Here is a 14,164-nt window from a genome sequence, read left to right as displayed (position 1 = left end):
AAGTAGGGCACATTTAAATGGATTTTAAACAATTTTATAGAAATACACGCCAATTTTAACTAAAACCACAAGAAAGCATCCCTAATATTACCATCCTAAACATCTGGTAAGATGAGGATTGGAAGTGTAGCATGGAACCCCATTTTCTTGATCACCGGTTCCCGGGTCAATTTCTCCATAAACGTATGTTCATAATGGATCAAGGCAATCAAATCCGCATCGTTTTCTTCAGCGAATCCGGTTATGGCTTTCGCAACATTGATCCCCATCCCGACCTCATGGAAACTATGGTCCACACCTTTCAAGTATCTCGACAGCTTTTTTTTATGTTCTGTTTTATCTTCATTCAATTCATGTTTTTGGGTCACTTGAAGAATGGTTATTTCAGCTTTCCATAAACCGACCAAATCCAACAATTGCCGTAATTCCCGTTTATCATAGGTTCGCGAAAAATCGGTAGGAAAGACCACTTTCTTGAGATTCTTGAAGTCATAACCCCTGGGAACCGCAATAATGGGACGATTCCTAACCTTCTTAATGACCCTTACGGTATTACTTCCCATAAATACCTCTTTGGCCCCGGTGGCCCCTTTAGTACCCATAACAATAAAATCCACATCCATTTGGCCGACGATCTGTTTAATGGCACTTTCCAGGTTACTGGATATGGAAACAGACTCAAAAACATGATTGTCACGTGCGTGGTTTACCTTTAGGTAATCGATGGTTTTCTTTAATTGGTCTTTTGAGTTTTTGGACAAGGAATCATAAATGAACCCCAATCTTTCCTTGCTTTTATTCCCCAGCAAATTCGTGATTTTAGGCTCAAAGGAATTTAAGAGCACAAAATTGCAATCGGCGGTCTCGAACATTTTAAGGGCTGTAAAAATGGCATTCCAGGCATCATCTGAAAAATCGGTGGGCAAAAGAACTGTTTTCATCTTTACGTTTTTTTACTGTTTTTTTTTGACGTCGGGAATGACCAAGAAAGGTATTTGAACATGAAAACCCACGTGATCCACATTTTGTCTTTTCATCATACGTTCAAAAAAAGAATGTTTTCTGCTCATCATCACCAATAGCTCATAATTGTTTTTATCTAAATAATCGATAATGGCCTCTGGCATATATGTCCCCTTTTCTTCTTTGAAATCATGGGATATTTGTGCCAGATAAAGACCTAAAAGCGCTTTGTTCCCTTCTTGGGCTTTCGTTAGGTCATACTCTTCCTTAATATGCAACACGGTAATTTCAGCTCCGTACATTTTTGCGATTTCAATGGCTATGTATAATTGATTCCTGTCGTAATCGGAAATATAGTCTGCCGTCAACAGGATCCGTTGAATGCGCCGGTACGAATACCCGGAAGGAATCACAAGGACAGGCACTTTGGCCTTTCGGAGCACATGCACCGTATTGGTCCCTAAGAAAATCTCCTTTACACCTGTTGCCCCCTGCGTACCCATTATGATCAGGTCCACATTTTTTTTCTTACTGAGGTCGATAATCTCATCGGTCAGTTCATTAAATGCGGAAATGGTTTCATATATATGTTTCGGATTGTTGAATTCGACCTTTACGGCGTCCAATGTCTTTTCCAACCCTTGTATGGAAGCATCTACCCCCTTATCGGGTATTGCACTGAATTCAGGACCGCCTAGCATATAATCCATCCGATAGAATGCAGGGGTATACGTATGTAAGAAATAAAATGTACAACGCTCTTCTTTCAAGAACTCCATCGCAAAAGCAATGGTATTCCATGCATTTTTTGAAAAATCGGTAGGAATGAGTATTGTCTTCATAACGAAACCATTAATATCATAAAAATATGGCCAAAATCACGAATTGACCATGATATCGATCAGCCCCCACTTTGGTATATTTAATGACCATTGTCATGAAAATCATCTTAAGTGTATTCGTATCTTTGGCCTGAATACCCCTATTGGGTAAAAGTGTTAACCATTTACAGATTCCTATGCAAATCCAAGATTATATAGACCATACCATATTAAAGGCAACCGCCGAGCCTTCGGACATCGAAAAACTGTGTCAAGAGGCCATAAACCATAAATTCAAGGCGATCTGTGTAAATGGTTGTTATACCAAATTGGCCAAGGATCGGTTAAAGAACAGCCCGGTCCAATTGGCCGTGGTCATCGGTTTTCCGTTAGGGGCCATGAGTACGGCTGCAAAAGTTTTTGAGGCGGGTGACGCCATAAAGGACGGAGCGGATGAAATTGATATGGTAATCAATGTCGGCTGGTTGAAATCCGGTCAATTGGAACTGGTTAAACAAGAAATATCCAAAATAAAAAACGCCATTGGGGACAAAGTCCTAAAGGTCATCATCGAAACCTGTTATTTGACCCAAGAGGAAAAGAGAAAGGCTTGTGAATTGGCCGTTGAGGCAAAAGCGGATTACGTTAAGACCTCTACCGGTTTTGGCACGGGTGGTGCCACCTTTGAAGATGTAAAGTTGATGAAGGAAGTCGTTGGCAACAAAGCAAAAATCAAAGCTTCCGGAGGGGTAAAGGATAGGGTTACCGCCCTGAAATATATTTCTTTGGGGGTTTCAAGAATCGGTACCTCATCCGGGATAGCAATTGCAACAACCAAATAATACCAAGTATGAGCGTACACATCGAAGCTAAAAAAGGAGATATAGCGGAAACAGTATTAATGCCGGGAGACCCCTTACGTGCCAAATGGATCGCAGAGACCTATTTGGAGGATGCGGTGTGTTATAACCAAGTGCGCGGTATGTTAGGGTATACCGGTATATATCAAGGGAAAAGGATTTCCGTCCAAGGCAGCGGTATGGGCATACCCTCGGCCATGATCTATTATCATGAACTGATCAATGAGTTTGGGGCCAAAAACCTGATCAGGGTAGGTTCGGCAGGTTCGTACCAAAAAGACATAAAGGTACGGGACATCGTTTTGGCCATGGCAGCTTCGACTACCTCAGGAATAAACAATTCCCGTTTTGTAAATGCGGATTACTCCCCCACTGCCGACTCCGAACTCTTCATGAATGCATGCCTATATGCCCGAAACAAAGGCATCGATATCAAGGCCGGCAATGTGCTTTCTGCCGATGAATTTTATGAAGATGACAAAGACAATTATAAACTTTGGGCCAAATATGGCGTTTTATGTGTCGAGATGGAAGCAGCCGGACTCTATACCATTGCCGCTAAACACAACGTAAAGGCCTTGGCCATATTGACCATTTCAGATTCCTTGGTTACCGGCGAACAGTCAACAGCGGTCGAAAGGGAATCCTCATTCAACGAAATGGTCGAGATTGCATTGAACATCACCTAAACACCACAAAACCAATTAATTCCCCCTGACCACATCCATACGGAAATGACCTAGGTCATTTCCGGTTCCCCTATTAGTTGCCAACTTTAAGCAATCCTAAAAAGCAAAGTTATGGCACTTAATTTCAATCAATATGCAGCGGAAGGCAATGCCTTCCTTAAAAATTATGCCAAGGAAATGAACCTTGGTGAAAACACCGATAAAGGGGGCAGAATATTATCTTCAATTTTACATGCCCTTAGGGATATCATCCCTATTGAGGAATCGTTGCAGCTCATCGCGCAATTCCCCATGTTCTTAAAAGCGGTTTACGTAAACGGATGGTCTATAAAAAAAGAACGGCCAAAAATTAAAAAAATGGCCGATTTTATCGATTTGGTCAGAAAACATGACGGCGTTTCGGCCGTCAACGATTTTGAATATAGCGATGATGTGGCCGAACAGTATATCGATACCACTTTTATCCTATTGCGAAAATACATATCCCTAGGTGAAATGGAAGATATAAGGGACGGGTTGCCCAAAGATCTGAAAACCATGATCTATTCCAATATCATGTTCTAGGAATTCAATTAAAAACATCACTATGAAAATAATCAGAACCTTCCTTATGCTGCTCTTGGTCTTTCCCATAGCGGCAAACGCCCAAACGGAAAACGTCTCCTACGATGAGATCGCCCCTTTTAGTGAAGGCTTGGCAGCCGTGCGTATCGGGGACCGATGGGGCTTTATAAATGAAAATGCCGAATTGGTGATCGACTTTAGGAACGACTTGGTATGGACCAAAAATGCCGACACCAAAAAACAAGGTGTTCTAGGAATTCCATACCCACAATTCAAGAACGGAAGATGTATGATCCAAGAGTTAAAGGTGAATGACATACCCTTCTATGGATTCATCGATAAAAAAGGTGAAACCGTCATCGCACCGGAGTATTTGAATATTACGGAATTCGATAAAAAAGTCGCAATTGGCATCTTTGTACGGCAAGCAATGCAAGGGCAGAACGAAATCAAACTAAGTATCGTCGATTATATCTTTACGGAAGTGGTTTTGGACATTAATGGAGAAATTATTTGGCCCATACATGAACGGGAACATGCCCTAACCGACAAAAGAAGGTACAAAACCCCTGAATTAAGGGCCAAATTGCTTCATGATGACTTACTTATGTTCAAGAGAGACGACAATAAGTGGGAAATCAAAAAGTTGAATCAATATCTATAATAAATCCAAGACCATGGAACGACTAAAAAACAAGGTTGCCATTATCACCGGTGGTGCGGGTGGAATAGGGCTTGCCACATGCCGATCGTTTTTAAAGGAAGGGGCCAAGGTAATGCTTGTAGGCCGTACCGAAAGCACCTTAAGAAAAGCCGTAACCGATTTGAATAGCGAAAATGTAGCGTATGCCGTTGCCGATGTATCAAAATCGGCAGATACCATACGCTACATTCAGCAAACCATGGATCGCTTTGGAAAGATCGATGTGCTGTTTGCCAATGCAGGTATTGAAGGGCCTTTTAGACCCATAGCGGATTATCCCGAAGAAATGTTCGATTCCGTGATCGCCATCAACCTAAAAGGGGTTTGGTTAGGATGTAAATATGCCATTCCCAGAATGAGTGAAGGTGGCAGTGTGATCATCACCTCTTCCGTTGCAGGTTTAAAGGGTTTTTCGGGCTTGGGTGCCTATACGACCAGTAAACATGGGGTCATTGGCATCATGCGTGTCGCCGCCCTGGAATCTGCAGTAAGGAATATTCGGGTAAACACCATACACCCAGGACCCGTCAATACGAGAATGATGCGCTCCATAGAAAAGGAAATTTCACCCGACAATGCCCAAAAAGCAAAAAAAGGTTTTGAGGCAGGCGTACCCTTTGGCCGCTATGCCGAGGTGGAAGAAATTGCCGATTTGGTATTATTCCTTGCTTCAAATGAGAGCAAGTTCATTACCGGTAGCACCTACGTCATCGATGGGGGCATGATAACCTCTTGATCCATCGCCAACTTTCAATGGAAATTCCATCTAAGATTCTTGGGCTCTTTAAAGAACGGAAGGTACACCCAGCTCTGAACGATTACTCCGATAAAGATCGATTTGTCTTGGGTCCCCCGCTTAAGGAAATCGGAAAAAAACTACACGCTGAAATTGTTTTTTGACCGTGATCCAAAGCTCCATTCCCTTCTCCTTGTCCCAACCCCAATGACTTACATCATTGCAAAAACAACCAAGCAGGAATAGTTTTGTTTTACAAGGGGATATGGATGTATTTCGGGATAACCGGTCTTATTTCATAAGCTGCCCGATGAAACCCTTATGCACGGATCAATGGAATACGCCCTAAGGGTCAAGTTGCCCTTTATACAAAAAAAAGACCCTAAAAATCCGTATAAAGGAATTTCCGAAAAAACAAAGGAAAATGGAATCATGGAAACAATAATCGACCAAGACACTACACAACTTACCAAAGAATGTTGCCCTCTTTTCCATCCGGAAAAATGGGATGGAAAAACGCACCACTGGAACAACAAGAAATTTATAAAGGCATCGGTCCCTACCCTGTTCCATATCCCATTTACCCCCATGTTAGATAAGAAAATAACACAAATGATGAAGATGGCCGAAGATGCGCATAGGCTACATCCTGAGAAGAAGGAAATTCTATTGTTGTTCACAGACCCGAATCCGTTTAGAACAGAACTCTATTTGTCGGTCACCGATGTAGTTCCCGATGCCCAAAACACCTCCCTGACCGGTACATTCATGGGTAAGGTATTCGAGGTCGACTACAAAGAGCTTCCAAAATTCATCAAACAAATGGACAACAAATTCGTCGAATCGGGCATAAAGGTCAACGATTACTATGTGCACTATGCCTATTGTCCAAAATGTGCGAAGGAAGCCGGACATAATTATATGGTATTGTTTGCGAAGTTGAATTAAACGATGACCGCCCCTAAAGTCACATGATGAACAAATTGAAACCAAAACGCCTACACGAATCGAAATTTTAAAAGGATACACCCTGACACTAATTTTAAAGATAATACGATGAAAAATTTATATGTAAATGCAACGAAACCCCTCATCACGCTATTCGCCTTTCTTACGATTTTTGGATTGAACCATTCTTGTAAAAAAGCAGTGGAAAAAACCCAGGAAAAATTAATCGAGCAATCCATAGGCGACAATGCGGAGGTGGATATCGACGATGAAAAAGTGGTGATCAAAACCGAAGAGGGTACCTTTACGACAGACGCGACCCAACACGATTGGCCCAGTGAAATACCCGATGAAATCCCTGAATTCACTGAAGGTAAGATCGTCATGGTAAATATCCAGGAAATGACCGATGGCAACAATTGGGTGGTTATATTCGAGGAGGTGTCCCAAGAGGCCTTCGAAGATTACAAAAAGCAATTGGAAGACGAAAATTTCAATATAAACTTTACAACCAAGGCAGGCCGAGGCATCCATTTTGCTGCAGAAAAGGACAACTTGGTCGTGATGCTCATGGGAGATGAAAAGGGAGCCACGTTATCAATAAATGTTCAAAAATAAGGTTCACCCTTACCAAGGGAAGTATGCAAATGATGAACCTTGGACTTCAGCTGACATGATGTACCCAAAGAAAACGCTTTGGGCTTGCCCCCTTTATGATTTTCCCTTTTTATTTTCCTTTTTATTTTTCCTAGGTAAAACTTCTTCGGGAAATGGGAATAAAATGGTCGAATTCTTTTCCGCCGCTATATTCGATAGGGTTTGGTACAACCTCAGTTTTATGGCCGATGGTGATTTATCGATCTGTAGGCCGGCCTCAAGAAGTTTTGCTGCCGCTTGGTTTTCGGCTTCCGCCAAAATGACCCGTGCCCTTCTTGATCGCTCAGCCTCGGCCTGATTGGCCATCATACGCCTCATATTTTCAGGAAGTTGGATATCCTTGATCTTTACATCGATTATTTCGATCCCCCAATGATGGGTCTCGTTCTCAACTATCGCTTTGATGTTTTTTCCCATTTCTTCCCTTTTGGACAGAATGGTATCCAGCTCCACTTTCCCGCAGACATCACGTAAGGCGGCTTGGGCGAGTTGGGTAATGGCAAAGTTATACTCCTCGACTTCGAGAACGGCCTTTTCCGGATTATCGATCTTAAAAAAGACCACTCCGTCAATGCTACAAGGCACATTGTCCTCGGTCATAACCTCTTGGGAGATGATATTGATGGTAATTACCCGTATATCGACCACCTGAATGGTCTCTACAAGCGGGATAACCCATCTGAAACCAGGTTGTAGGGTTTTGACATACTTCCCGAACCGGAATTTCAAAGCTCTTTTATATTCGAATATTATACGTATTCCGGCCAAAAGAAAAAGACCGAGGACAGTCGTAAATAGAAAAATTGGATTCATGTTTTCAGTTTTAAGTTAATAATCACAATACATTATACGCAACAAAATCAAACTCGATCACCCTATGAAACATAAGGTCTTCCCCCTGAAGCTCACAACGGTAATCCCGTCTTTTTGGAGAGTAGATTTTTCAATGCCCCGGTCGTTGACGCATCTATTAAATTCAATGCTTTCACCTTACACAGTTTTTCCACCATTTCAATACCCGCCAAGGTATTGGATGCAATACCCGTTACGATATCCGGAACAATATCAAAAGCCTTCATCAGTCCGTAAACCGCATAAGGGTCGGATGCTGCCAGTATCGTACATCTCACATGATCCCGAATGGCTTCAATGGCACAATCACCATTATAGGGTTCCAAAGGGGATGCCCCGATCTCAATGATGGCCACATCCGCTTTTTGAAGCGCTATTCGACTGAGCAAATGCTTTAATATTTCCTTATATTTTTCCTTGGGATAGATAGACGAAGGGAGTCCGGCATCCACAAAATCCATCACCACATCGGCCCCAACATCCTTTATGGCCAAAATATCCTTATACCGGCCGGCTCCGGTCAATTTGGCCCCTACGACCTTATATCCTGCCAACTTGAACAAATTGGTTACAATACGTGCCGAAGTGGTCTTACCCGCAGACATTGATGTACCTACAAACAATACCACAGGGGTATTGAAAGGAATATCCACAATGGGTTCTATAAACCCCTGCATCGTAAGTTTACTATCATTCCTTACCACATGGCCTTTGTATAACACCTCCATCATATTCGGGATGAATGCCGATTTTGAAGTAAGTTTACCCAAAAGTCCAGCTCCGGTCAACACATTCATTTTTAGGTCCTCACCCACCTTCTTCCAGGTACCGGTAGCCTCTAAGGTTGCAAAACGTTCGCCCAGGGCCCCAATGACCATCTCCCCACCGATAACCCCACGCATGCGACCATTGGGAAGTTCCAGCAACAAAGTGTTGCTACCGGGATCTACAATTTCGGTAACCACATAATCCCCTGTTGCCCATTGGCCAAAATCCATTTTCTTTAAATCGAATGTCCGTTCTGCCAAATCGGTAATCCGGGTCAAGGAAGTGAATATGTACTTATGGCTGTTCATACCTTAGGTGTCTTTTTCATTTGAAATGATCAATAGGGCCAACAAGGCCGTTCTTTGCAATAATTGATCCAGATAAATAAACTCATGAACCGCATGTGCACCATCACCGGTTGTCCCCAGTCCATCCAAGGTAGCGGTATACATACTGGTCGTATTGCCATCAGACCCCCCACCTGCCGTTGCCTCCTGTAGCTCCAATCCCAAAAGAAGCGCCTTTGATTTTGCCAACTTCCATAATTTTTGATTCCTTGGTGTACGTTGCATGGGCGGGCGCCCCATCCCACCTTCAACATGTACCTCAACATTCGGAATGGTTGGTTGAAGTGCATAGATCTTCTCTGTGATTCTTTTTCCATCTTCATTATCCAAAACCCTTACATCAACCACTGCTTTACTTTCCGGTGCCACGACGTTGGGGGAGATACCCCCTTGAATGGTACCGACATTCACGGTTATGCCCTTATCTAAATCGTTCATGGCATAGAGTGCCTGTACTTGATGGGAAAGTTCCACAATCGCGTTTACTCCTTTACCCGGATCCAATCCCGCATGGGCGGCCTTACCCTTTACGGTAATGGTAAAACGGCCCAAGCCTTTTCTGGCTGTTTTAAGTTTTCCTTCGAGACCCAAAGGCGGCTCCATGACAAAGGTCCTAACTGCGATTTTTGCAAGCCGTTTGATAGCTGCCGTGGATTCCTTACTTCCAATTTCCTCATCCGTATTTATCAGTATCACGGGTGACAATGGCATGGAAAGTGACGATTCCTTGATCGTTTTCAAGGCAAAGACCATTTGGGTAAGACCGGCCTTCATATCGTATATACCCGGACCTGTCATCTTACCCTCGGATTGGGTAATCGGCATGGTTTTCAAGGTTTCCTTATCCCATACGGTATCACAATGACCCAATAACAGTTGTAAAGGCTTGGTCTTGTCCCTATCATTGGGGCGGGCATAGAGATATCCCCCGGTATGCTTCCCAGGTATCGGAAGCACATAAAAATCCAAATCGCGCAAGGCATCCCCAAGAAAGTCCAACACCACGGTCTGGGAAGGCATATCTTTGGAAGGGGATTCCATGGATACCATTTTTTCAAGAAAATCGATCATCCCATTTTTATTATTTTGGAGATGATCCAAGATACTCCCTGCAATATGTGCCCCCTCAGCAATCATATTTTAAAGCCTTTTGGGAATGGAAAATTATAGGACGCTTTAATCTCGGCAAAACGCCCTTGTGCAATATAGGCCAATAACGGATTTCTATTTAGTTGCTCTTGCTCATCCCCATCGGAAACCCTTAAATAATCCTTATGAACATGGGCGGCATCTATGGCACCTGTAATAAGACTGTAATCATCGAATCCGTCTATGAACCTATACAGGGAACATTCAAAATATAGATAGGCGTCTTTAATCAAAGGGGCATCCATCGTAATGGCCTTTGCAATGGGCAAGGAAGCAATAACCCCCTTTGATTTCGAAATTTGTTCATTACGCGGGGCAGCACTTAAAGAAGTGGTGATGATCTGTTCCGGTTTCGGAAAGCTTACTGTAAATTCTTTCTCACGCCTTATATTTTGGTACGTACCATGACGTGGTGTACAAACAAACCCAAAATAATTCTTGAACCCCAAAGGGGTGACCATGTGCTTTGGGGCAAGATCATACCCATTTCCCTCTTTGGTCCCGATAACCACCAAGGGCGCAATCGTAAAGAAGCGTTCCCAAATCGGCAAATGGATATCCAAGGATATCAACCCATCTTGTTGTAAGGTTTCCATGCAGTGTATCGTTGATTTCGACGAATACTAAAAATACATCGTATGGTCAAAATGTGTAATGATCTGCATCAGGCCTACAGGAATCCTGAACCAATATCCTATCGGGAACAAAAAATCAAAGGCTATCGACCGCTTTCTTCAGCTTACTCCTTACTTCCTCCGCGATTTCCGCTAAAGCAATATTCTCTACCCCCATCATTGAAGCCATGGGATCAACCGCAGCTACCTCGATTTCCCCATTATCGGTTTCCCTAACAATAACATTGCAGGGAAGCATGGTACCGATCTTGTTCTCGGCCTGTAGGGCCTTATGGGCAAACCCCGGATTGCAGGCACCCAAAATCATATACTTAGGGAAATCGACATCCAATTTTTTCTTAAACGTAGCTTTGATATCAATTTCGGTAAGTATCCCAAAGCCCTCTTTCTTCAAGGCTTCCGTTGTTTTCTCGATGACGTTTTCAAAAGTTGATTCCGTAAACGTCTTATTAAAGTAATAGTCCATTTGTATGTGCTTTTGTGTTCTTAAAATTCGTATTGAATCCGCTATTCTTCGTTGTTTTGTTTTTTTTCCTTTTTCTCCAATTTCCTGAAATACCTTCTGGTAAGAAAATTATGCTTCAAGGCTTCCATGTTCTCATTGAATTTAACGGACCCTTCCTCTATATTTTTTAAGGTATTGTCCAAAGTATTCACCAGAACCGTATCATTGGCCAGATAGTGGACGACCCCTTCCCCTTCCTTGACATCATCGACAACCAAATTTAAATTTTCGGTCATTTTGGCCATCTCCATACTCGAGCGCTCCAAATTGGCGATCATGTTTTGTATTTTTATGCCGTTTACCGAATCGTTCAAAAGAATTCCGGCCGCACTTTTTTCCATATCGATACGATCCAATAAGGAATTTAATTTTCGTAGGGTATGATCGGCATTGCTACTGGCATTTTTCAAATGGTTGATCGTCTGTGTTAAATCGCTTGCCATAAGCGTATCGTTCAACAACAGGCCCATGGTCCCTTTACCATTGGTCAATGCTTCGGTCACATGTACCAAATTCGATGTTAAAATGGCCGCGTTCTCATTTGTGGTGTTCAATGTACTCAACATATCCTGGGAGGCGATCCTACTGTAAGATTTTAATATATCTCCCTCTTCAATCGTAGCATCGGTTCCTTTCCCCGGAAGGATATTGAGGATCATACTGCCTACCAGCCCATCGGAACCGATAGTTGCCACGGCATCTTTTTTGATATGCCGCTGAACTTTACGGTCAATAATCATATAAACTTGTATCGTTGTATCATTCAGCATTTCTATAGCCTTTACCGTACCGACTTGAATACCTGAAAACCGTACATTATTTCCAAGCTGGAGTCCGTTGGCATTATTGAATATGGCACTTATGGTAAGGGTCTTACCGAACATATTCTGTCGATTTCCGATCAAGTAGGAGGCAACGACCAGTAAAGCGGTGCCTATTACCACAAAAATCCCCAATCGTAAGTTTTCCAATGTTGTTTTTGCCATGTCGTTACTTTTTAAAGAATGCTTCTACTTTTGGATCGGTCGACTTGGATAGTTCCTCATAAGTACCTTCCGCATAATTCACACCATCTACCAAAAGCACCATCCGTTCCGAAATTACCCGTGCACAATCCACATCGTGTGTAATGATCAACGAGGAAGTGCCGTACATTTTCTGTATATTCCTCATGAGTTGGATAATCTCTTTGGAGGTTATGGGATCCAACCCACTGGTCGGCTCATCATATAATATGATCTTTGGTTTTAAGATCAAGGTCCTTGCCAAGGCCACACGCCGTTTCATTCCTCCTGAAAGTTCGGAGGGCATGAGATCCATCGTATGTGCCAATCCCACATTTTCCAAAGCCTCTTGCACCAACGGCAGGGTATCTTTTATTTCGCCCAACTTTTCTTTATGCCTCCGCAAGGGAAATTCCAAATTCTCCCGAACCGTCATGGAATCATAAAGAGCGCTCCCTTGAAACAAAAACCCGATATCGGATCGCAAGGCATCCAATGTTTTTCGATCCAATGTTTTTATTTCCTTCCCCATAACGGCCAAAAACCCGCTATCGGCGAGCATTAACCCTACCAAACATTTGATCATCACCGACTTCCCCGATCCCGACTTCCCCATGACGACCAGATTCTCCCCTTTATAAAGTGTCATTGAAAATCCGTTCAAAACATGGTTATCGCCAAAACTTTTTCGCAAATCTCGGATCTCTATTACCACTTCGCCCGTACCTCGCAGGCTGTCTTGCTTGACCATTTGATATTGTCCTTTCATATCCATCATAGATCATAAAATATATCCGATACGAATACCGCGATGAAATCGACCACAAAAAGAAGGAGGGAAGCCGTTACTACTGCAGTATTTGCCGCAATACCCACCCCTGCCGTTCCTTTTTTACTATAGTACCCTTTGTAACATCCGACCAGACCAATCGTAAATCCGAAGAAAAAAGACTTGACAGTGGCAGGTATTAAATCCCCGAACTCCAAAGCGTCGAAAACGGTATTGAAATACAGCTGAAAAGACACATCCCCTTTCAGGTTCTCGACCAAGGCCGAACCATAAAGGGCAATCGTATCCCCAAAGACGACCAATATCGGAAGCATCAAGGTAGTGGCCGTTATTCGTGTGACCACCAAATATTTGAACGGATTGGTACCCGATACCTCCATGGCATCAATCTGCTCGGTTACCCGCATAGAACCCAATTCGGCCCCGATACCCGAGGCAATCCGTCCCGCACAGATCAAGGCGGTTATTACCGGCCCTATTTCCCGAACTATGGATATCCCTACCATATTGGGCATCCACGAAACGGCACCGAATTCCATTAAAGTAGGGCGGGATTGAAGGGTCAGTACCAACCCTATTATGAAACCGGTTACCCCAACAAGTATAATTGACCTATTACCCATATGGTAACATTGTCGTAACAGCTCCTTGAATTCCAATGGCGGTTTCAATACTTCTTTGAAATACCGCATCGCAAAATAGGCCAACTCCCCCACTTCAACAAAGAACTGTTTTAACTTTTCGGTTGTACGATAAGCATATGCCATTTCAGTTGATGTTCTTTAAAGTACTTCCCAAATGTACCTTTAATCCTGCGGCTATTAAATGACCACGGTCATAGCCCGGGCTGATTAAATTGAAATCGGACCGCAACTGATTTAACTCATTTGAAGGAATCTTAATTTAAAATAACTTGGTTTAAGAATCCGATATCCATGAGAACGACTTTTGAAATACAACACACGTCCCATACATTGAAAGACAAGGAAATCGTAGAAAGACTCCTTACGCTTAAAAATATTTGGAATATCGACGTTGATGATAAAAACGGATTGATCTCATTTGATTATCAGCAACATCCCGTTCTGGAAATGGTCAGGAAAGAATTGTTTTCGATGGGATATTATGTAGTGAACGATTCCCATCATTTGAATAAAAACATAAAACCCTGAA

Annotated in this window: 18 protein-coding genes; 8 read left to right on the top strand and 10 right to left on the bottom strand. The window is 42.8% G+C overall.

What is annotated here, in order from left to right; genetic code table 11:
* Positions 1-95: 95 nt before the first annotated feature.
* Positions 96-941 carry a universal stress protein gene (locus PHU20_RS08995; protein ID WP_274825017.1) on the bottom strand — a complete coding sequence of 282 codons (846 nt, stop codon included), beginning with the start codon at positions 939-941 and terminating at the stop codon, positions 96-98.
* Between the two features lie 12 nt (positions 942-953).
* Positions 954-1,805 carry a universal stress protein gene (locus PHU20_RS08990; RefSeq protein ID WP_274825016.1) on the bottom strand — a complete coding sequence of 284 codons (852 nt, stop codon included), beginning with the start codon at positions 1,803-1,805 and terminating at the stop codon, positions 954-956.
* Between the two features lie 176 nt (positions 1,806-1,981).
* On the opposite strand from PHU20_RS08990, the gene deoC reads away from it, so the two are divergent.
* The 7 genes from deoC (at position 1,982) to PHU20_RS08955 (ending at position 6,902) form a co-directional block, all read left to right on the top strand.
* Positions 1,982-2,626, top strand: coding sequence for a deoxyribose-phosphate aldolase (gene deoC, locus PHU20_RS08985; protein ID WP_274825015.1), 645 nt, complete (start codon positions 1,982-1,984; stop codon positions 2,624-2,626).
* Positions 2,627-2,634: 8 nt separating this feature from the next.
* Positions 2,635-3,333 carry a purine-nucleoside phosphorylase gene (gene deoD / locus PHU20_RS08980; RefSeq protein ID WP_274825014.1) on the top strand — a complete coding sequence of 233 codons (699 nt, stop codon included), beginning with the start codon at positions 2,635-2,637 and terminating at the stop codon, positions 3,331-3,333.
* A gap of 111 nt (positions 3,334-3,444) precedes the next feature.
* Positions 3,445-3,897, top strand: coding sequence for a DUF2267 domain-containing protein (locus PHU20_RS08975; RefSeq protein WP_274825013.1), 453 nt, complete (start codon positions 3,445-3,447; stop codon positions 3,895-3,897).
* A 22-nt stretch (positions 3,898-3,919) separates the two neighbouring features.
* On the top strand, positions 3,920-4,561 hold the full coding sequence (locus PHU20_RS08970; RefSeq protein WP_274825012.1) for a WG repeat-containing protein: 642 nt from the start codon (positions 3,920-3,922) through the stop codon (positions 4,559-4,561).
* Positions 4,562-4,574: 13 nt separating this feature from the next.
* Positions 4,575-5,336: an SDR family NAD(P)-dependent oxidoreductase gene (locus PHU20_RS08965; protein ID WP_274825011.1), complete on the top strand. Its 762-nt coding sequence runs from the start codon at positions 4,575-4,577 to the stop codon at positions 5,334-5,336.
* 333 nt (positions 5,337-5,669) lie between these two features.
* Positions 5,670-6,284: a hydrolase gene (locus PHU20_RS08960; RefSeq protein WP_274825010.1), complete on the top strand. Its 615-nt coding sequence runs from the start codon at positions 5,670-5,672 to the stop codon at positions 6,282-6,284.
* Between the two features lie 108 nt (positions 6,285-6,392).
* Entirely contained in the window at positions 6,393-6,902 is a 510-nt protein-coding gene (locus PHU20_RS08955) for a hypothetical protein (protein WP_274825009.1), read from the top strand.
* Between the two features lie 93 nt (positions 6,903-6,995).
* Here the strand turns inward: PHU20_RS08955 and PHU20_RS08950 are convergent, their stop codons facing one another.
* The 8 genes from PHU20_RS08950 to PHU20_RS08915 form a co-directional block, all read right to left on the bottom strand.
* Entirely contained in the window at positions 6,996-7,754 is a 759-nt protein-coding gene (locus PHU20_RS08950) for a slipin family protein (RefSeq protein WP_274825008.1), read from the bottom strand.
* A gap of 92 nt (positions 7,755-7,846) precedes the next feature.
* A complete protein-coding gene (locus PHU20_RS08945) occupies positions 7,847-8,869 on the bottom strand; it encodes a hypothetical protein (RefSeq protein ID WP_274825007.1) in 1,023 nt (340 codons plus the stop codon).
* Positions 8,870-8,872: 3 nt separating this feature from the next.
* Positions 8,873-10,045 (bottom strand): M20 family metallopeptidase, encoded by a 1,173-nt coding sequence (locus tag PHU20_RS08940; RefSeq protein ID WP_274825006.1) that lies wholly within the window; start codon positions 10,043-10,045, stop codon positions 8,873-8,875.
* Positions 10,042-10,653 carry a flavin reductase family protein gene (locus PHU20_RS08935; protein WP_274825005.1) on the bottom strand — a complete coding sequence of 204 codons (612 nt, stop codon included), beginning with the start codon at positions 10,651-10,653 and terminating at the stop codon, positions 10,042-10,044. Before PHU20_RS08935 ends, PHU20_RS08940 begins: the two co-directional genes overlap by 4 nt.
* 115 nt (positions 10,654-10,768) lie before the next feature.
* Positions 10,769-11,158 carry a DUF302 domain-containing protein gene (locus tag PHU20_RS08930; protein ID WP_274825004.1) on the bottom strand — a complete coding sequence of 130 codons (390 nt, stop codon included), beginning with the start codon at positions 11,156-11,158 and terminating at the stop codon, positions 10,769-10,771.
* A 41-nt stretch (positions 11,159-11,199) separates the two neighbouring features.
* Positions 11,200-12,183 (bottom strand): MlaD family protein, encoded by a 984-nt coding sequence (locus PHU20_RS08925; protein WP_274825003.1) that lies wholly within the window; start codon positions 12,181-12,183, stop codon positions 11,200-11,202.
* Positions 12,184-12,187: 4 nt separating this feature from the next.
* Positions 12,188-12,970 (bottom strand): ABC transporter ATP-binding protein, encoded by a 783-nt coding sequence (locus PHU20_RS08920; RefSeq protein WP_274825182.1) that lies wholly within the window; start codon positions 12,968-12,970, stop codon positions 12,188-12,190.
* A 5-nt stretch (positions 12,971-12,975) separates the two neighbouring features.
* The gene (locus PHU20_RS08915; protein ID WP_274825002.1) at positions 12,976-13,758 is read right to left on the bottom strand and encodes an MlaE family ABC transporter permease; all 783 of its coding nucleotides are present in this window, start codon (positions 13,756-13,758) and stop codon (positions 12,976-12,978) included.
* Between the two features lie 168 nt (positions 13,759-13,926).
* Between PHU20_RS08915 and PHU20_RS08910 the strand changes: the two genes are divergently transcribed.
* Positions 13,927-14,163 (top strand): hypothetical protein, encoded by a 237-nt coding sequence (locus PHU20_RS08910; protein ID WP_274825001.1) that lies wholly within the window; start codon positions 13,927-13,929, stop codon positions 14,161-14,163.
* Position 14,164 lies beyond the last annotated feature (1 nt).

This window comes from Maribacter polysaccharolyticus (genome assembly GCF_028882255.1).
In the GTDB taxonomy this organism is placed as follows: domain Bacteria; phylum Bacteroidota; class Bacteroidia; order Flavobacteriales; family Flavobacteriaceae; genus Maribacter_A; species Maribacter_A polysaccharolyticus.
The sequence above is the reverse complement of the archived record's forward strand: the minus strand, read 5'-3'. Positions and strand labels throughout refer to the sequence as shown.